This window comes from Burkholderia sp. D-99 (genome assembly GCF_011605345.1).
Classification (GTDB): Bacteria; Pseudomonadota; Gammaproteobacteria; order Burkholderiales; family Burkholderiaceae; genus Burkholderia.
The window spans coordinates 88,186-106,149 of the sequence record NZ_JAAOXM010000017.1 but is presented as its reverse complement, the minus strand read 5'-3'; the positions used below and the strand labels follow the sequence as shown (position 1 = coordinate 106,149).

Here is a 17,964-nt window from a genome sequence, read left to right as displayed (position 1 = left end):
CCGACCATTGGAGAAAGAAACATGCTGCTGATCGAATGTCCGTGGTGCGGGCCGCGCGCCGAATCCGAGTTCTCGTGCGGCGGTGAAGCCGACATCGTGCGCCCCGTGAACAACGAGAACATGACCGACCGCGAATGGGGCGAATACGTGTTCATGCGCGAGAACAAGCGCGGGCTGCACAAGGAGCAATGGCTGCACGCGCAGGGTTGCCGCCGCTGGTTCAAGGCCACGCGCGACACGGTGACCTACGATATCAAGGGCTACGAAACGTTCGGTGGGGCTGCCATCAGCGGCACCGCTGCCGGCAACGCACACGAAGAGGGCACGAGCAAATGAGCCAGAAAGACCGCCTCGGCACCGGTGGCCGCATCAATCGCGCGATTCCGCTGACCTTCACGTTCAACGGCCGCACGTATCAGGGCTTCCAGGGCGACACGCTCGCGTCCGCGCTGCTCGCGAACGGCGTGCACTTCGTCGCGCGCAGCTTCAAGTACCACCGCCCGCGCGGGATCGTGACGGCGGACGTCGCGGAACCGAATGCCGTCGTGCAGCTCGAATCGGGCCCGTACACGGTGCCGAACGCGCGCGCGACCGAGATCGAGCTGTACCAGGGGCTCGTCGCGTCGAGCGTGAACGCCGAGCCGACGCTCGAGAACGACAAGTACGCGGTCAACCAGAAGCTGTCGCGCTTCCTGCCGGCAGGCTTCTACTACAAGACGTTCATGTGGCCGCGCAAGATGTGGCCGAAGTACGAAGAGAAGATCCGTGAAGCCGCCGGCCTCGGCAAGGCGCCGGAAGCGCTCGACGCCGATCGCTACGACAAGTGCTATGCGCACTGCGACGTGCTCGTCGTGGGCGGCGGCCCGTCGGGGCTCGCGGCCGCGCATGCGGCGGCCACGTCCGGCGCGCGCGTGATCCTCGTCGACGACCAGCGCGAACTCGGCGGCAGCCTGCTGTCGTGCCGCGCCGAGATCGATGCGAAGCCCGCGCTGCAGTGGGTCGAGAAGATCGAGGCCGAGTTGCGCAAGCTGCCTGACGTGACGATCCTGTCGCGCAGCACCGCGTTCGGCTACCAGGACCACAACCTCGTGACGGTCACGCAGCGCCTGACCGATCACCTGCCGGTATCGATGCGCAAGGGCACGCGCGAGCTGCTGTGGAAGGTCCGCGCGAAGCGCGTGATTCTCGCGACCGGCGCGCACGAGCGTCCGATCGTGTTCGGCAACAACGACCTGCCGGGCGTGATGCTCGCCGGCGCGGTGTCCACCTACGTGCATCGCTTCGGCGTGCTGCCGGGCCGCAACGCGGTCGTGTTCACGAACAACGATCGCGCCTACCAGACCGCGCTCGACCTGAAGGCGTGCGGCGCGAAGGTGACGGTCGTCGATTCGCGCGCATCGTCGAACGGCGCACTGCCGGCCGCGGCGAAGCGACAGGGCGTGACGGTGATGAGCGGCGCGGTCGTGACGGCCGCAGCGGGCAAGTGGCGCGTGTCGTCGGTCGACGTCGCGTCCAGCGCGAACGGCCAGGTGGGCGGCAAGCTGCAGACGCTGCCGTGCGATCTCGTCGCGATGTCGGGCGGCTTCAGCCCCGTGCTGCACCTGTTCGCGCAATCGGGCGGCAAGGCGTGCTGGAACGACGAGAAGGCGTGCTTCCTGCCGGGCAAGCCCGTGCAGGCGGAGGCGAGCATCGGTGCGGCGGCCGGCGAATTCGGGCTGGCGCGCGCGCTGCGGCTCGCGGTCGACGCGGGCGTGGAAGCGGCGAAGGCCGCGGGCTTCACGGCCGAGCAGCGCCCGGTCGCGCCGCAGGTTGCCGAAGCTGTCGAAGGCGCACTGCAGCCGCTGTGGCTCGTCGGCAGCCGCGAAGCCGCGGCGCGCGGGCCGAAGCAGTTCGTCGACTTCCAGAACGACGTGTCGGCTGCGGACATCCTGCTCGCCGCACGCGAAGGCTTCGAATCGGTCGAGCACGTGAAGCGCTATACGGCGATGGGCTTCGGCACCGACCAGGGCAAGCTCGGCAACATCAACGGGATGGCGATCCTCGCGGGGGCGCTCGGCAAGACGATTCCGGAAACGGGCACGACCACGTTCCGCCCGAACTACACGCCGGTGTCGTTCGGCACGTTCGCGGGCCGCGAACTCGGCGATTTCCTCGACCCGATCCGCAAGACCTGCGTGCACGAGTGGCACGTCGAGCACGGCGCGCTGTTCGAGGACGTCGGCAACTGGAAGCGGCCGTGGTATTTCCCGAAGAACGGCGAGGATCTCCATGCGGCCGTGAAGCGCGAATGCCTGGCGGTGCGCAACAGCGTCGGCATCCTCGACGCATCGACGCTCGGCAAGATCGATATCCAGGGCCCGGATGCGGTGAAGCTGCTGAACTGGATGTACACGAACCCGTGGAACAAGCTCGAAGTGGGCAAGTGCCGCTACGGGCTGATGCTCGACGAGAACGGGATGGTGTTCGACGACGGCGTGACGGTGCGCCTCGCCGACCAGCATTTCATGATGACGACCACGACGGGCGGCGCGGCGCGCGTGCTGACGTGGCTCGAACGCTGGCTGCAGACCGAATGGCCCGACATGAAGGTGCGGCTGTCGTCCGTCACCGATCACTGGGCGACGTTCGCGGTGGTCGGCCCGAAGAGCCGCAAGGTCGTGCAGAAGGTGTGCCAGGACATCGACTTCGGCAACGAGGCATTCCCGTTCATGAGCTACCGGAACGGCACCGTTGCCGGCGCGAAGGCGCGCGTGATGCGGATCAGCTTCTCGGGCGAGCTGGCCTATGAAGTGAACGTGCCGGCGAACGCGGGCCGCGCGGTGTGGGAAGCGCTGATGGCGGCCGGCGCCGAGTTCGACATCACGCCGTACGGCACCGAGACGATGCACGTGCTGCGTGCGGAGAAGGGCTACATCATCGTTGGCCAGGATACCGACGGCTCGATCACGCCGTACGACCTCGGGATGGGCGGGGTCGTCGCGAAGTCGAAGGACTTCCTCGGCAAGCGCTCGCTCGCGCGCTCGGACACCGCGAAGGAAGGCCGCAAGCAGTTCGTCGGCCTGCTGACCGAGGACGAACAGTTCGTGCTGCCGGAAGGCGCGCAGATCGTCGCGAAGGACACGCAGGTGTCGGCGGTCGATCCGACGCCGATGATCGGCCACGTGACGTCGAGCTACTACAGCCCGATCCTGAAGCGCTCGATCGCGCTCGCAGTGGTGAAGGGCGGCCTGAACAAGATGGGCGAGAGCGTCGTGATTCCGCTGGCCAACGGCAAGCGCATCACCGCGAAGATCTCGAGCCCGGTTTTCTACGATACCGAAGGGGTGCGCCAGCATGTGGAATGAAACCAGAAACCAGACGCAGGTGGCAGGTGCGGGCGGCGTGACGCTTGAATCGCCGTTCGTCGGGGCGGCCGACGTGCTGAAGCCGCACCAGGCGCGCGCATCGAAGAAGTTCACGCTGCGCGAGCGGCCGTTCCTCGATCTCGTCAACGTGCGCGGCGAGTTGAGCGATCCGGCATTCGTCGCCGCGTTCGAGCGCGTGGTCGGCTGCCGGCCGCCGGCCGCGCCGAACACGGTTGCACGCGGCGCCGAGTACGACGTGCTGTGGCTCGGCCCCGACGAGTGGCTCGTGCGCTCGAACGGGCCCGTGCAGGCCGGCGTGCTGGAGGCTCAGCTCGCGGAAGCCGTGCAGGGTTCGTATGCGGCCGCCGTCGACGTCGGCAGCGGCTATACGGTTGTCGAGATCAGTGGTGAACGCGTGCGCGACGTGCTCGCACGCGGCTGCCCGCTCGATCTGCATCCGCGTGCGTTCAAGCCGGGCCAGTGCGCGCAGTCGCATTACTTCAAGACGTCGATCGTGCTGATCCCGACCGGTGACGATGCGTTCGAGATCGTCCTGCGCCGCAGCTTCGCCGACTATTTCGTGCGCATCATGCTCGACGCGGCCGCGCCGCTTGCATCATGAAGCCGTTCGACGAACCGTTCGTGGCGATCGACGCGCCGCGCCTGCGCGGGCGCGGCTGGAGCGTGTTCGTCGACGAACTGAAGGTGCCCGCGCGGATCGGCATTCATGCGCACGAGCATGAAGCGCCGCAGCCGATCGTGATCGATGCGCGCCTCGGCTATCGGTGCGAGCCGAGCGAGCAGGGCGAGTGGATCGATTACGACGGCTATTGCGCGCGCCTGGCCGCGTTCCTGTCGCACAAGCCGCATACGCGGCTGCTGGAGACGCTCGTCGCCGATATCGCGGTGCTGTCGTTCCGTGAATGGCCAGCGCTGGAGTCGCTGACGCTGTCGGTGTACAAGCCGAAGATCCGGCCCGGCACGAAGCGTGTGGGCGTGACGCTCGACTGGGCGCGCGGGGATTATTTGCGGTGGACGGGGGCGGCGGGGCAGTTTTGAGCGGGCGGGGCGGGGAGGCGATCCGCCCACGCGATGGCTCATTGTTCCTGGAATATCGGAACAATGAGACGTTTACCCCCCCGTCACTTGTCACGCGAGCGCTCTTGGGCAACCCACTGCGGACCCGCACCAGCAGCTTGCGCTGGCCTTCCCGGTCAATGCTCGCGATGCCGCCCTCTACGAGCCAAGCGTGCGGCAGTCTCTTCAGGAGCGTTCCGCGTAGCCCTGACATGGCCTGTTTCAATTCCCGTCGAGCTTCTTCCGTCCGGTTTTCGATGTTTCCCACGTACTATTCGCTATCGGGAAAAATTCACGAAGACCATCGGGAAGGCGATGATGAAACGCGCTGTGACTTGCGTTGTTGCCGCTTTGGCGCCGCTCATCGCACATGCAGGGTGCAGTGAGAACCTTCAGAACGGGTTCGCACAACTTCATCCCGGCCAGGCGCTGGATGCTGCTCACGCGGTTTGCAAGGTCTGGCCCGCGAATGAGGCGCTGACGATCGGGGTGTTACCTCTGGAGCAGAAAAGCAGCAGCGAGGGGCCGATCGTCGTCGACATCGAGGTACTGGTTGCCGATACGGCTACGGGCGCGATTGTCGCGCACCGGTTTCAGCGATCGGCGATTCACTACGGAGAGGATCACTATTTTGACGGCGTCGAGCTCGACACGGCGCGTTATCAGCTGACCTCCACTCAACGTGCCTTCGGCGTGCGCCTGAAGTCGTCTGGCGGCCCGCCCGCGGATATGTCCGGCATCGCTACGCTGAGTCTCTATTTGATCGATGGGCAGCATTTGCGCCCGGTGCTGGATCGCCTGATTGTGAGCGATTGGACCGGCGACCGTGATGGTCCTTGTACAAGTACGTCTGAAACATCACGCACACTCGCACTCGGCCCGGCAGGCACGCAAGGCTACGCCGTTTTGCGGGTCGCCGAAAAGTACGTCGAGCGCGAGAGCCGGCTCGAAGCCGATACATGCTCGGATCACACGTCACCCGCACAACGCCGTAACGTTACGCTCGACTATCGCGATGGCACCTACCGTATTCCGGACGCCATGCGAAATGCCGATTGATCGGCTGCTTCCGCTCAGTTCAACGTGACAGGTGGCGAACAATGAGACGTTCGGTCTTTGACGGATATCGCGCGGTTCACCGGCGATAGCTGCGAAACGGTTCAGGCGTGTCGCAGCTATCGCCCCGTGCGATCGCGTCAAGCCGCAGCCGCCCCATCCAGCGCCGGATAGTCGACATACCCGCGCGCATCGCCGCCGAAGAACGTGTCGTGCTGCGCGTCGTTCATCGGTGCGCCCGTCTTCAGCCGCGTGACGAAATCCGGATTCGCGAGCACCATCTGGCCGTACGCTTCGAGATCGGCGAGCCCCGACGCGACATCCGTGCCGATCGCGTCACGCACGCGGCCCGGCCGGTTCACGATCAGCGTGCCGTTCCAGTGTGCGCGCAGGTCCGCGAGCAGCGGCTCGTCGCCCCCGTGCATCACGTGCAGGTATGCGAGGCCGAGGCGGTCGAGCTGCGATGCCAGATGACGGTACAGTTCGCCGCTTTCCGGGCCTTCGTCGATGCCCCATAGCGTGGTGCCTGGCGACAGGCGGATCGCGGTGCGGTCCGCACCGATCTCGGCGGCGATCGCTTCGGCCACCTCGAGCGCGAAGCGCGCGCGGTTCTCGATCGAGCCGCCGTACGCGTCGGTGCGCGTGTTGGCGTTCGGCGCGAAGAACTGCTGGACCAGATACCCGTTCGCGCCGTGGATCTCGACACCGTCGGCGCCGGCCTCGATCGCGCGGCGCGCGGCAATACGGAAGTCGTTCACGGTCTCGCGCACTTCGTCCGTCGTCAGCGCGCGCGGTGCCGGAATCTCCTGCATCCCTTTCATCGTGAACATCGGCACGCCCGGCGCGATCGCGGAAGGCGCGACGCCCTGGCGATGATGCGGCGTATTGTCGGGGTGCGACATGCGCCCCACATGCATCAGCTGGATGAACAGGCGGCTGCCGCGTGCGTGCACGCGTTCGCTGACCGCCTTCCAGCCGGCGACGTGCGCGTCGGTGTAGATGCCGGGCGTCGTCAGGTAGCCCTGGCCGTCGTCCGACGGCTGCGTGCCTTCGCTGACGATCAGGCCGAGGTCCGCGCGCTGCGCATAGTATTCGGCGGCCAGTGCGCCGGGCGTGCCGTCGAACGCGGCGCGGCTGCGTGTCATCGGTGCCATGACCAGGCGGTTCTGCAGATCGTAGCGGCCGACGCGGACCGGGGCGAACAGTCGCGGCGCTTCCTGGCCGGCTTGAGCGGGAACGAAAAGCTGTTTCATCGCGTATTTCCTCATCGAAGTTCGGGTGACGGCACCGGGGCGGTGCCGCATCGGGCGAGGGTCGCGCAGGTCGCGCCGGCCGTGACGCCATACCTGCATCATCCATTGCTCCTTTTTCGAGATAAAGTGGGTGCAATGGAGAACATTGATCCATTGATGGGGCAACGGATATGGAACTGCTGAACGACATGGCGCTGTTCGTGGAAGTCGTGAAGGCGCGCGGCTTTCGTAGTGCCGCGCAGGCGCTGGGGATGCCGAATTCGACGCTGTCGCGGCGCATCGGCGCGCTGGAAAAGGCGATCGGCTTGCGGCTGCTGCACCGCACGACGCGCCGCATCGAGCTCACGGAAGCCGGGCAGCTGTATTTCGAGCGCTGCAAGCGCATCGTCGACGAGGCGCGGCTCGCGCACGAGCAGCTCGGTGGGCTGCTGGCCGAACCGGCGGGCGTGCTGCGCGCGTCGTTCCCGGTCGATTTCGCGGTGATCTACCTGACGCCGCTGATCGTCGAATTCGCGAACCGCTACCCGAAGCTGACGTTCGATTTCGAGCTGACGTCACGGCGCGTCGACCTCGTGAGCGAGCCGTTCGACGTCGCGATCCGGATCGGCGAATCGGCGGATTCGCAGCTCGTCGCGCGGCGGCTCGCGACGTTCCGCAACTACCTGTATGCGTCGCCGCGTTATCTCGAACGCGCGGGCGAGCCGCTCGAACCGGGCGACCTGGCGCAGCACCAGTGCATGAGCGTGCAGCGCCTCACCGCGTGGACGCTGCGTCGCGGCGAGCAGGCGGTCGACGTGCCGGTGGGCGGGCGGTTCGTCGTGAACAGCGTGGGCATGAACCGGCAACTGGCCGTGCATGATGCGGGGATCATCCAGGTGCCGGACGAAGTGGTGGCCGACGATGTGGCCGCGGGGCGGCTGCGCCGGGTGCTGCCCGAATGGGAGGGCGCGGCCGTGCCGGTCTACGCGATGACGGAAACGCGCTTGCTGCCGGCGAAGACACAGATTTTCATCGAGTTTCTGCGCGCGCATTTCGCGCAGGCGTGACGGGAGGCTGCGCGGACGATCGTCCGCCGTTCACTGCTGCGCCGGTTGCGGCGCGTCCCCCTGCGCTTCCCATTTCTTCAGGATGCGCACGCGTGCCTGGCTGAAGTCGACCCAGCAGTTCAGCCACGCATCGTCCGGAATCATCTGCTGCGGATTGGCGGCTTTCACGTAGTCGCAGGTGTCGCGCGCGAAGTTGAGCCAGCTTGCCTGCGATTGCGCGAGTTGTTTCGCCGCATCGGGGTTGCGTTGCCGGGTCTTGCGTTCGAGGGACCGGTACGCGTGTTCCACTGCCTGATTGTTGTTGTCGACGATGCATCGGCGTACCGCATCCATCGTCGGCCCGTGCTGTTCGCAATCGACCGCGGCGAACGCGGAAGCTGCGCCGCTTGCGAGCGCGGCGACGGCGAGAAGGCGGGTGGCGTGTCGGATCGTGTCGCGCATGTGCAGGACGAGTCGCAAAGAGGGGCGTGCGTAGTCGCGCTTACTGCGTGTTGCGAGCCGACGTCGATGTCGACGTCGATTCGCTGACCGGCACCATCCGCGCCTTCGTCTCGTTCGCGGCTTTCGCGCCGTCGTCCGGTTCGAGCACGAACCGGAACGAATCGACCCGCTGCATCACCTTCGCCGCATACGCATTCGAACCGCCATAGCTTTTCAGCCCGGCCTGCACGTTGCCGCCGGCCGCCCTCACGTAGCCCGACAGGATCGCGGAGCCGGCTTCGACGTTCGCGTTCGGCTCGGTCAGGTCCTTCACGTTGCGCAGCAGGCCGCGGTGCGCGGCCGGCACGACCTGCATCAGCCCCGTCGCGCCGTGCTGGCCGCGCGCCTTTTCCTGGAAGCGCGATTCGATCGAGATGATGGCGTAAACGAGTGCCGGCGGCAGCGAATATTTCGTCGCAGTCACGCTCACGATATCGGCGAGCTTCGTGGCTTTTTCTTTCGCAACGCCGAATTTCTTCGTCAGGTAGGACGTGATGCGGCGGTTTGCTTCGTTCGGCTGATCGTTGGCGTTGGCGAGCGGCGCGGAGGCGACGGCCGGTGCCGATGCAATCGCTTCGGGCGCGGATGCAGGCAGCGCGGGCGCTTGCTGCGCCGATGCCTGTTGCGCGATGCCGAACGAAAGCACGATTAGCGAGAGAAACCGTCGCATGGTGAAGTGCGGGGAAATGGGAGGCGCATAGTATATCGGCCAATCAACACGGGTTGTCGAACGTCGGCTCGAATGAAAGCAGCATGTAGGCTTGTTTCGGCGCGTAACGATGCGATGGGGCGATCGTTGCGCGGACACGCATCGTAGTCCAGATAAACGCCGAGCAATCTCGCGCTGACGTTTTTTAACAGACGAGTAAGGTGTGCTGCACCGCAAACCTTACGCGCGTCGCGCGGTCGCCACCCGCGCCAGTGCACCGATCGCATCGCTGACGAGCACTGCGAGCAGCCCGACGATCACGCCGCCCTGCAGCACGAACGCGGTATTCGACGTCTGCAGGCCCGCAATGATCACGTCGCCGAGGCCGCGCGCGGCGACCGTCGAGCCGATCGTCGCGGTGCCGAGATTGATCACGACCGCGAGCCGGATGCCGTTGACGATCACCGGGAACGCGAGCGGCAGCTCGACCGACACCAGTTGCTGCCAGCCGCTCATTCCCATGCCGCGCGCGGCATCGACGACATCGCGCGGCACGTCTTCGAGCCCCGCGATCGTGCTTTCGAACACCGGCAGGAGGCCATACAGCACGAGCGCGATGAGCACGGGCTTCAGCCCGAAGCCGACGGCTGGCACCGCGAGCGCGAGCACCGCGACGGGCGGGAAGGTCTGGCCGATGTCGACGACGCTGCGCGCGACCGGCAGGAAATCCGCGCCGGCCGGCCGCGTGACGAAGATCCCGGCCGCGACCGCGACGATCGTGCCGATCAGGCTCGACAGCGCGACCGTGCCGAGATGCGCGAGCGTCAGGTCGAGCAGGCTCGCGCGATCGTAGATGACGGGCGCGCCGTTGTCCGCGAACGGTGCGAACAGGCCCTGCAGCCACATCGGCCGAATCAGCAGCACGAGCAGCAGCGCGAGCGCGGCGGCGCGCGCCGTGAACGCGGCAAAGTGGCGGGGCAGGGGCTGACGCAAAGGCCGTGCGCGTTGCGTCGCATCCGGTGTCGTCATGCGGGCTTCCTCGCATGTGCGCGGATTGCATCGAGCGTGATGCGGCGAGCGCCGCGCGCGTCGCGTGCATCGCCGTCGTCGACGGGCAGCGCATCGACCCCGCGCCACAGCAGTTCGGACACCGCATCGCGCAGCGTGCGGGTCGCGGCGATCGGCTCGCCGTCGGCATGACCGGGTTCGGCCACTGCGTCGATCGGCGTCAGCGCGAGCAGGCGCAGCGGCCGGTCGACGCCCGCGACGAGCTGCTCGACGACGCCGGCCGCCGGCTTGCCGAGAATCTCGGCCGGCGGTGCAACCTGCAGCAGCCGGCCGCCGTCCATCACCGCGATCGTGTCGCCGAGCTTCAGCGCTTCCTCGATATCGTGCGTGACGATCACGACCGTGATGCCGAGGCGGCGCTGCAGCGCGAACAGGTCGTCCTGTGCCTTGCCGCGAATGATCGGATCGAGCGCGCCGAACGGTTCGTCCATCAGCAGCATCGCGGGCTCGGCCGCGAGCGCGCGCGCGACGCCGACACGCTGCTGCTGGCCGCCCGACAGTTCGTGCGGCAGCTTGTCCGCGAACTCGGCCGGCGCGAGATGGAACAGGTCGAGCAATTCGTTTACGCGCGCGTCGATGCGCGCGGCCGGCCAGCCGAGCAGGCGCGGCACGGTCGCGATGTTGCGCGCGACGCTCCAGTGCGGAAACAGCCCGTGCCCCTGGATCGCGTAGCCGATGCCGCGTCGAAGCTGTTCGGGCGCGACGGTGGCGGTATCGACGCCGTCGATGCGGATCGTGCCGCTGGTAGGGGCGATCAGCCGGTTGATCATGCGCAGCAGCGTCGACTTGCCGCTGCCCGACGCACCGACGAGCGCGGTGATCGTGCCGCGCTGCATCGTCAGCGAGACGTCGTCGACGGCGACGATATCGCCGAAGCGTTTGCCCGCACGTTCGATCTCGATCATCCTGCACGCCCTTTCGCGAGCGTGGTCGCGGCTTCGAATATGACGGCCGCCACCAGCGCGAGCGCGATCGTCGGGATCGCGCCGAGCAGCACGAGATCGGCGGCCGACTGCCCGATCCCCTGGAAGATGAAGGTGCCGAAGCCGCCGCCGCCGATCAGTGCGGCGACCGCGGTCAGCCCGATGTTCTGCACGAGCACGATGCGCACGCCGCTCAGGATCACCGGCAGCGCGAGCACGAGATCGACGCGCAACAACCGCTGGGCGCGCGTCATCCCCATCGCGCGTGCCGCTTCGGTCACGTGCGGCGGCACTTGCCCGAGCCCGACAACGACGCTCGATGCGATCGGCAACAACGAATACAGGAACAGCGCGAGCACGGCCGGCGCGACGCCGATGCCGCGGATGCCGAGCGCGGCCGCGAGCGGCACGTGTGCGGCGAGCAGGCCGAGCGGGGCCATCATCAGCCCGTACATCGCGATGCTGGGGATCGTCTGCACGACATTGAGCACGGGCATCGCGACGGTACGCACTACCGCGATGCGTGCACAGGCGATGCCGAGCGGCACGCCCGCGACGAGCGCGGCGGCCACCGAGCCACCGGCGAGCGACACGTGACGGATCGCTTCGCGCCAGAAATCGTCGCTGCGCACCGCGTATTCGCGCATCACGGAGAGGCCGTCCCACCAGCCGCTCGCGAGCGGCACCGAGATCGCGGCTATCGCGACGACGAGCGCGGCGAGGCGCCGCCACGGGCCGAATGCGAGGCGTGCGAGCGCGTCCGCGACAAGCACGGCCCACGCGAACAAGAGAAGCCAGACACCCGCGTCGGGTGACACGCGCGCGAGCATGTCGTCTGGGGCGACGACATGCGTCGCGGCCGCGCCGAGCGCATACGCGAGCGTCGCGAGCCATGCGCAGCCGGCTGCGAGCCGCCACGCGGGGCGGCTCGCCGTCATCGCCCACAGCGCGCCGACGATCCACAGCGCGGCCAGCACGGCGCCCTGCATCGCAGGCAGCGCGGCGAACACCGACAACCCCGTGCCGGCCGCGATCCGGTTCGGCCGCAGCACGACGAACGGCAGGCCGAGCACCGCAACGATCGTCAGGACTCCGATCAGGATGCCGACCTTGTCGGGGTTCACGCGCCGCGCGGACGCCGCCGCGCGTTCGGTCATTTCACGAAGCCCTTCGCTTTCAGGTAGCTTTTCGCGACGCCGGCGGCCGGCTCGCCGTTGATCTGGATGCGCGCGTTCAGCGACTGCAGCGTCTTCAGGTCGAGGCTCGCGAACACGGGTTTCAGGTAGTCGGCGATCTGCGGGTGCGCTTTCAGCACGGCTTCCCGGATCACGGGCGCGGGCGCGTAGACGGGCTGCACGTGCTTGTCGTCGTCGAGCACCGCGAGGCCGCTCGACGCGATGCCGCCGTCGGTGCCGTACACCATCGCCGCATTCACGCCGTCGGTCTGGTTCGCGGCGGCCTTGATCGTCGCGGCCGTATCGCCGCCCGACAGCACGACGAGCTGCTCGGGCTTCAGCTTGAAGCCGTACGCCTTCTCGAACGACGGCAGCGCGGACGCGCTGTTCACGAATTCGGCCGATGCCGCGAGTTTCACCTTGCCGCCGCCGGCCACCCACTTGCCGAAATCGGAGAAGGTCTTCAGGTGCTGCGATTGCGCGACGGGTGCGAGCAGTGCGACGCCCCATGTGTTGTTCGCGGGCGCCGGGGCGAGCCACACGAGATGGTTCGCCGCATAGTCGAGTTTCTTCGCGGCGTCGTAGCCCTGGCTCGCGTTCTTCCACAGAGGATCGTCGGCCTTGTTGAAGAAGAACGCGGCGTTGCCCGTATATTCGGGGTAGATGTCGATCTCGCCACTCGTGAGCGCCTTGCGCACGATCGGCGTGGTGCCGAGCGCGATCTTTTCGGTGACGGGGATGCCGTGCGCCTTCAGCACCTGCGCGATGAGGTTGCCGAGCAGGTTGCCTTCGGTGTCGATCTTCGACGACACCACGACGGGCGTGTCGGCGTGTGCGCCGGGCGCGACGAGGGCGGCGGCGACCGCGAGGCCCAGGATCCGGGCGGGCAGGGCGAGCTTCATGAGCCAATCTCCAGGACGGGGGCGTAGGCCGAAAGTTACTTGACTGAGCCGGCTTTGGCAAACCGCGTGCGGCGGCGTGTCCACAGCCCGCGTGGGGATAACCCGCATCCGTCATCCGGGCTTGTTACACTGAAATCCGTTCCCGCTCCTGCCGACACTTCCTGCCATGAAGCCCGAGTTGCTGGTTCTCATCGCATTGCGCGGCGACGCGCATCGCGAGATCGCCGCGTCGTTCGACGTGCGCCACGCCCCGACCCCCGAAGCACGCGAACGCGCGATCGCCGAGCACGGCGGCACGATACGCGCGGTGCTGACCAACGGCAGCACGGGGCTCACCGGCGCCGAGATCGACCGCCTTCCGCAACTCACGTTCGTCAGCGCGCTCGGGGCCGGCTACGAGCACATCGACGTTGCGCACGCAAAGGCGCGCGGCGTGACCGTGGTCACGGGCGCCGGCACCAACGACGATTGCGTGGCCGATCACGCGTTCGCGCTGCTGCTCGCGGCGGTGCGCAACGTCGTGCAACTCGACGCGAAAACCCGCGCGGGCGTGTGGCGCGACGGACTCGCGATGCCGCCGAACGTGTCGGGCAAGAAGCTCGGCATCGTCGGGCTCGGCAAGATCGGCGAGAAGTGCGCGCGACGCGCAGCCGGCTTCGACATCGAGATCGGTTATCACAACCGGTCGCCGAAGAATGCTCCTTACCGCTATTTCGACCGCGTCGACGCGCTCGCGCAGTGGGCTGATTTCCTGATCGTCGCGACGCCGGGCGGCGCGGGCACGCGGCACCTGATCGACCGTGCGGTGCTCGATGCGCTCGGGCCAGGCGGCTTTCTCGTCAACGTGTCGCGCGGCAGTGTTGTCGATACCGCTGCTTTGGCAGACGCGCTGCGCGAACGGCGCATCGCGGGCGCGGGGCTCGATGTGTACGAAGGGGAACCGGAACCGCCGCGCGCGCTGACGGATCTCGACAATGTCGTGCTGACGCCGCACATGGGTGGCTGGTCGCCGGAGGCGCTCGATCGCTCGGTGCAGCAGTTTCTCGACAACGCGGCGCGGCATTTCGCGGGTGAGCCGGTGTTGACGCCGGTGTGAGCGGCGGGGCGGGCGCGAATCAGCCCGCCTGCCTGCAGAATTCCCAATAGAAATCCGGCAGGTTTGCGGGCTTGTCGGCATCGAGATCGATCCAGCCGAACTGGTTGTGCTCGTCGCTCAGGACGATTTCATGACGATCGACCTGGCACTCGAAGCACACGATGAGCACGCGCTTGCCCGGCACGACCTCGCACGAGCGGCTCGCCACGTAGCGGAGCGCCGAGGCGACGATCCCGCATTCTTCCCGCACTTCGCGCGTGACGGTTTCTTCGAGCGATTCGCCCGCTTCGGGCCAGCCGCCCGGCAGTTCCCATTCGTCGCGTGGATTGCGCAGGAACAGGACCGAGCGTCCGTCACGGACGATGGCTTTCGCGCTGAGGGGGATCATGTGGGTTCACCGTTGGCGTTCGACTTCCGCAGCCTATCGCAGGTGTTCCCTTTTTGCAGCGATTCCCCCGCCTGCGCCGATGGGCGAACAGGCGGGGGATGGGGTGCCGTCATGCCGGCAGTTGGCGTGCGGCTACGCGCCCGTCGACGCTGCCGCCAGCGGCACCGTCACCGACGTCCCGGCCGGATCGAGCGTCAGGCCCGTGCCCGGCGTCGGCCGCAGCGTTGCCTCGTTGTCGCTGGACAGCACGACGAGCCCCAGCCGGTGGCCGGCTTCCAGCTTGTAGTCACGCGGCATGAACGTCAGCTTCAGGTCGTACGGCATCCCGGGCAGCACGGGCTCCGAGCGCCATTCGGACCACCGGTTGCGCGGGTCGGTCCAGGCGCGCGTGACGATCGTGGCCGACCCGTCCGGCGCGCGATCGACCAGCAGGGCCGTCACGTTGGCCACCGCCGTGAAGGTCAGCCTGACGCGTGCGGTCGCGGCACCGGACAGGCGTGTCGCGGCCGTGAGCGGCGCGGTTTCGAAGCGGCTGCGATTCTCGCCGGTCGGTGCGTTCGCCAGCGTGAGCGCGGTGATGCGCGCATCGTCCGTGAAGCGTGCGAGCGGGCCGCCGGTCGGCAGGCGCAGCAGCGTGCCGGTGCCCGCACCGTCGCCGCCCGCAAAATACGTGACCGGCGTGGCGTGGCGTGCGGCCCAGTCCGCTTCCTTCAGCAGCGTGCCGTCGGCCTGCTCGATCACCGCGCGCGGATCGCGTTCGACGCCGTTGTCGAAGCCGATCAGATAACGCGTAAACCAGCGGTTCACCTCCGCGGTCCACGCATCGGCCATCGCCGGCACGCGGGTCGGGTCGGTGTGCTTCAGGCGGTGCAGCCACAGCTGCGTCGGCACGCCCTGGCGCCGCATCGCGAGATACCACGAGGTCGACTGGTCGACCCGCACGTTGTCGTCGGTCAGCCCTTGTGCGACGAGCGCCGGCGCGACCGCGAACGCAGACGGGATGTCGCGTGCGGCCCAGAACGGCGAATAGTCGCCGGTCGTGCGGTCTTCCTTCTGCAACGCTTCGTCGATCAGGTGCGTGCAACGCTCCGGATGCGCGTTCGTCAGCAGCGCCTTGATGTACACGTCGACGTCTTCGCCCTGATAGCCTTCCGGCGCGCGTACGAGCCCGCCCGAGCGGTAGTAGCCGTACATGTTCGTCAGCCCGGCGACCGGCACGATCGCGTCGAGCCCGCGCGTGCGCAGGCTCGCGACCATCTTCGGCAGCGTGCCGTCGTACGACACGCCGTACATGCCGACGTGGCCCGTCGACCAGTTCGCGACGACCGTCTTGCCGGTCGCATCCTTCGCGGTCGCGTCGCGGCCGAGCCAGCGGATCACCGATGCCATCGCGACCGATTCGTCACGCGTGAGGATCGTCGGGCACCCGTCCGAGCCGGCGGTGCCGAGCGAATCCGCGTAGACGATCGTGAAGCCGCGCGGAATGAAGTAGCTCTCGATCCACGAGCGCCCGGCGGCGGCCGCTTCGACCTGCTGCAGCATCCGCACCTGGGGCGCGGCGGCCATGATGCGCGCGGAGGCGCCGGTCGCCGCCGTGGCCGCAGTGGCGGCCGGATGCGGCGTGCCGTCGAGTTCGACGTCGACGTTGTGGTCGGGGCTGTCGGCGAGGCCCGCGTAGTACGGGCTCGCGAGCACGATGACGGGGGTGCGCGCGCCATTTGCGGTTTCGGTCGGGCGCACGATGCGTACGTGGATGCGGTCGCGCGTGCCGTCGCCGTCGGAATCGACCGGCGTGTCGACCCACGCGTTCTCCTCGATCGTGCCGCCCGACAGCGACGGCTGCACCTGGCCGTTCGTGATCACGGGGCGGTAGCGGCCGCCGCTGGCCGGGTTGGCGTACGGGACGCCGGACGGCGAAATGCGTGATGCGAGCGACTGCTTGTCGGCCGCCGATGCGGCGGCCCCCTCCTGTTGACCCTGCGCAAGCGCGGAGACGCCCGCCACGCTGCCGCCGTCGTCGCCGCCGCACGCGGCGAGCGTCGTGGCTGCAATGAGCGCGGGAAGCCACGCACGACGCAATCCGGTTCGATGAATGTCCATTGTCGACCTCTTGTTTTGATTGTCTGGAACCGGCCGACCCGCGATATGCCCCCTGCGGGCCGGCCGGGTGCTGCATCGGATAAAGCGGAACTGCATCTTCGAAAGCGCCGGGAGTCATGCCCGGGTGTCACGGCCGGCGTCGACGCGCGTCACGCAACGCGCAACCCGGCGGGGGGCGGGGCGATTGCGTTGCCCCGACCGGAAAGCGTCAGCACGGCGGCCGATTCATGCCGTACGGTCGACGCGAGGCCGGCGGTACGAAATAAATGGAGGAGTACGAATCAAATGTGGGCATGCCCGATCTTCCTTCAGGTTTCGGATGAAACGGAACGGCACGATGCGATGAGGCGGGGATGGTGCGAACGGCGGTGCTGCAACGGCAGGAAAGCGCGACGCGAGTCGGCGAGGCGGGCCGGATTGCTTTCCGGAAGCTTGCGCAAACTTATCGCAGTGAAATCTCGGTGTCAAACTTTTTTAGTTTCGATCAAACAATGTATTGGCGCATGCCCCGAAATCCATGTGCGATCGGTCTAAATTTCCGCGATATCTGTCCGTAAACGGTAAAAAGCAGATCGAAAGGAGAGAGAGGGCATGACGATATCCGTCACGGCAGCGAGCGGCCTTTCGCTCGCGCAGATGGTGCAGGAAGCGGCGCTCGACGGGCGCCAACCGCCTGACGCGGCGGCCGGGAAACCGCAGGACCCGCCGCTTACCATCCGGGTGCTGGACCAGGACGCGATGCACGCGGCGCGCATGAAGCAGATGACGATCCTCGGCAACCTGTCGACGCAGCTGCGCGGCGTCACCAGCCAGCTCGCGACGAGCATGAAGGAGATCATCGCGAAACGCCCGGACCTGGCCGACGCGCAGTTCGACTTCATGACCGACAACGGCCGGATCAAGGTCGTGTCGAAGACGATGACGGAAAGCGATCGCGCGTGGGTGGAGTCGACGCTGAACGCGAACGCGGGCCTCGTGCTCGCGACGCGCGAGTTTCACCAGCAGGCCGTCGACTTCGCCGAGCAGGGCGCCGTCGCGGTGGGCGACACGTTCACGGACGACGATCGCAAGGTGGCCAGCCAGCGCGCCGACGCGGACTTCCTCTTCATGAAGGAGATCAACGCGTCCGTCGCGCGCAACCAGAAATTCGAAGAGATCGGCGGGCATTTCACCACGCAGGACGGCACGCGGCTGAAGTTCGACCCGTCGGCCGGCAGCGCGCGCGGCACGCTCGCACTGCTGGAGACCGATCGTCAGCTGTCGTCGGGCGCGGCGATCTTCGTCAACGACGTGTCCGGCCAGAAGACGTACGGCAGGCGCGCGGGCCTGATCGACGTCGGCTTCGGGTACGCGTTCGAGGACATCCTGAACGGCACCCACAGCGTCGGTTTTCACGAGACGGCCTGA

At 67.4% G+C, this 17,964-nt stretch carries 17 protein-coding genes; 8 read left to right on the top strand and 9 right to left on the bottom strand.

The window, feature by feature from the left end:
• Nucleotides 1-21: 21 nt before the first annotated feature.
• From HAV18_RS36205 to HAV18_RS36185, 5 genes are all read left to right on the top strand, one after another.
• Nucleotides 22-336, top strand: a complete 315-nt coding sequence (locus HAV18_RS36205) for a sarcosine oxidase subunit delta (protein WP_166965395.1) — start codon at nt 22-24, stop codon at nt 334-336.
• Nucleotides 333-3,344, top strand: a complete 3,012-nt coding sequence (locus tag HAV18_RS36200) for a sarcosine oxidase subunit alpha family protein (protein ID WP_166965393.1) — start codon at nt 333-335, stop codon at nt 3,342-3,344. Before HAV18_RS36205 ends, HAV18_RS36200 begins: the two co-directional genes overlap by 4 nt.
• Complete coding sequence (locus HAV18_RS36195) at nt 3,334-3,966, top strand: sarcosine oxidase subunit gamma (protein ID WP_166965391.1); 633 nt, start codon at nt 3,334-3,336, stop codon at nt 3,964-3,966. The genes HAV18_RS36200 and HAV18_RS36195 overlap by 11 nt, the downstream gene beginning before the upstream one ends.
• Nucleotides 3,963-4,403, top strand: coding sequence for a dihydroneopterin aldolase (locus HAV18_RS36190; protein WP_166965388.1), 441 nt, complete (start codon nt 3,963-3,965; stop codon nt 4,401-4,403). Before HAV18_RS36195 ends, HAV18_RS36190 begins: the two co-directional genes overlap by 4 nt.
• Before the next feature lie 333 nt (nt 4,404-4,736).
• Nucleotides 4,737-5,480, top strand: coding sequence for a hypothetical protein (locus HAV18_RS36185; RefSeq protein ID WP_166965386.1), 744 nt, complete (start codon nt 4,737-4,739; stop codon nt 5,478-5,480).
• A 137-nt stretch (nt 5,481-5,617) separates the two neighbouring features.
• Here HAV18_RS36185 and HAV18_RS36180 read toward each other — a convergent pair whose 3' ends face one another.
• Complete coding sequence (locus tag HAV18_RS36180) at nt 5,618-6,730, bottom strand: alkene reductase (RefSeq protein ID WP_166965384.1); 1,113 nt, start codon at nt 6,728-6,730, stop codon at nt 5,618-5,620.
• A gap of 170 nt (nt 6,731-6,900) precedes the next feature.
• On the opposite strand from HAV18_RS36180, the gene HAV18_RS36175 reads away from it, so the two are divergent.
• Nucleotides 6,901-7,776, top strand: a complete 876-nt coding sequence (locus HAV18_RS36175; protein ID WP_166965383.1) for a LysR family transcriptional regulator — start codon at nt 6,901-6,903, stop codon at nt 7,774-7,776.
• A 30-nt stretch (nt 7,777-7,806) separates the two neighbouring features.
• Here HAV18_RS36175 and HAV18_RS36170 read toward each other — a convergent pair whose 3' ends face one another.
• The 6 genes from HAV18_RS36170 to HAV18_RS36145 all read right to left on the bottom strand — a co-directional run bounded on the left by HAV18_RS36170 (nt 7,807) and on the right by HAV18_RS36145 (nt 12,973).
• Nucleotides 7,807-8,217 (bottom strand): lysozyme inhibitor LprI family protein, encoded by a 411-nt coding sequence (locus HAV18_RS36170; protein WP_166965381.1) that lies wholly within the window; start codon nt 8,215-8,217, stop codon nt 7,807-7,809.
• 40 nt (nt 8,218-8,257) lie between these two features.
• On the bottom strand, nt 8,258-8,926 hold the full coding sequence (locus tag HAV18_RS36165; protein WP_166965379.1) for a lytic transglycosylase domain-containing protein: 669 nt from the start codon (nt 8,924-8,926) through the stop codon (nt 8,258-8,260).
• A gap of 219 nt (nt 8,927-9,145) precedes the next feature.
• A complete protein-coding gene (locus HAV18_RS36160) occupies nt 9,146-9,934 on the bottom strand; it encodes an ABC transporter permease (RefSeq protein ID WP_243771831.1) in 789 nt (262 codons plus the stop codon).
• Nucleotides 9,931-10,878, bottom strand: coding sequence for an ABC transporter ATP-binding protein (locus HAV18_RS36155; protein WP_166965377.1), 948 nt, complete (start codon nt 10,876-10,878; stop codon nt 9,931-9,933). Before HAV18_RS36155 ends, HAV18_RS36160 begins: the two co-directional genes overlap by 4 nt.
• A complete protein-coding gene (locus HAV18_RS36150; protein ID WP_166965375.1) occupies nt 10,875-12,053 on the bottom strand; it encodes an ABC transporter permease in 1,179 nt (392 codons plus the stop codon). Before HAV18_RS36150 ends, HAV18_RS36155 begins: the two co-directional genes overlap by 4 nt.
• Nucleotides 12,050-12,973 carry an ABC transporter substrate-binding protein gene (locus HAV18_RS36145; protein WP_166965373.1) on the bottom strand — a complete coding sequence of 308 codons (924 nt, stop codon included), beginning with the start codon at nt 12,971-12,973 and terminating at the stop codon, nt 12,050-12,052. Before HAV18_RS36145 ends, HAV18_RS36150 begins: the two co-directional genes overlap by 4 nt.
• 166 nt (nt 12,974-13,139) lie before the next feature.
• On the opposite strand from HAV18_RS36145, the gene HAV18_RS36140 reads away from it, so the two are divergent.
• A complete protein-coding gene (locus HAV18_RS36140) occupies nt 13,140-14,069 on the top strand; it encodes a 2-hydroxyacid dehydrogenase (RefSeq protein ID WP_166965371.1) in 930 nt (309 codons plus the stop codon).
• A gap of 19 nt (nt 14,070-14,088) precedes the next feature.
• Here HAV18_RS36140 and HAV18_RS36135 read toward each other — a convergent pair whose 3' ends face one another.
• Complete coding sequence (locus tag HAV18_RS36135; protein WP_166965369.1) at nt 14,089-14,457, bottom strand: NUDIX domain-containing protein; 369 nt, start codon at nt 14,455-14,457, stop codon at nt 14,089-14,091.
• A gap of 132 nt (nt 14,458-14,589) precedes the next feature.
• Entirely contained in the window at nt 14,590-16,557 is a 1,968-nt protein-coding gene (locus tag HAV18_RS36130) for a Xaa-Pro dipeptidyl-peptidase (RefSeq protein ID WP_166965367.1), read from the bottom strand.
• Nucleotides 16,558-17,148: 591 nt separating this feature from the next.
• On the opposite strand from HAV18_RS36130, the gene HAV18_RS36125 reads away from it, so the two are divergent.
• The gene (locus HAV18_RS36125) at nt 17,149-17,964 is read left to right on the top strand and encodes a hypothetical protein (RefSeq protein ID WP_166965365.1); all 816 of its coding nucleotides are present in this window, start codon (nt 17,149-17,151) and stop codon (nt 17,962-17,964) included.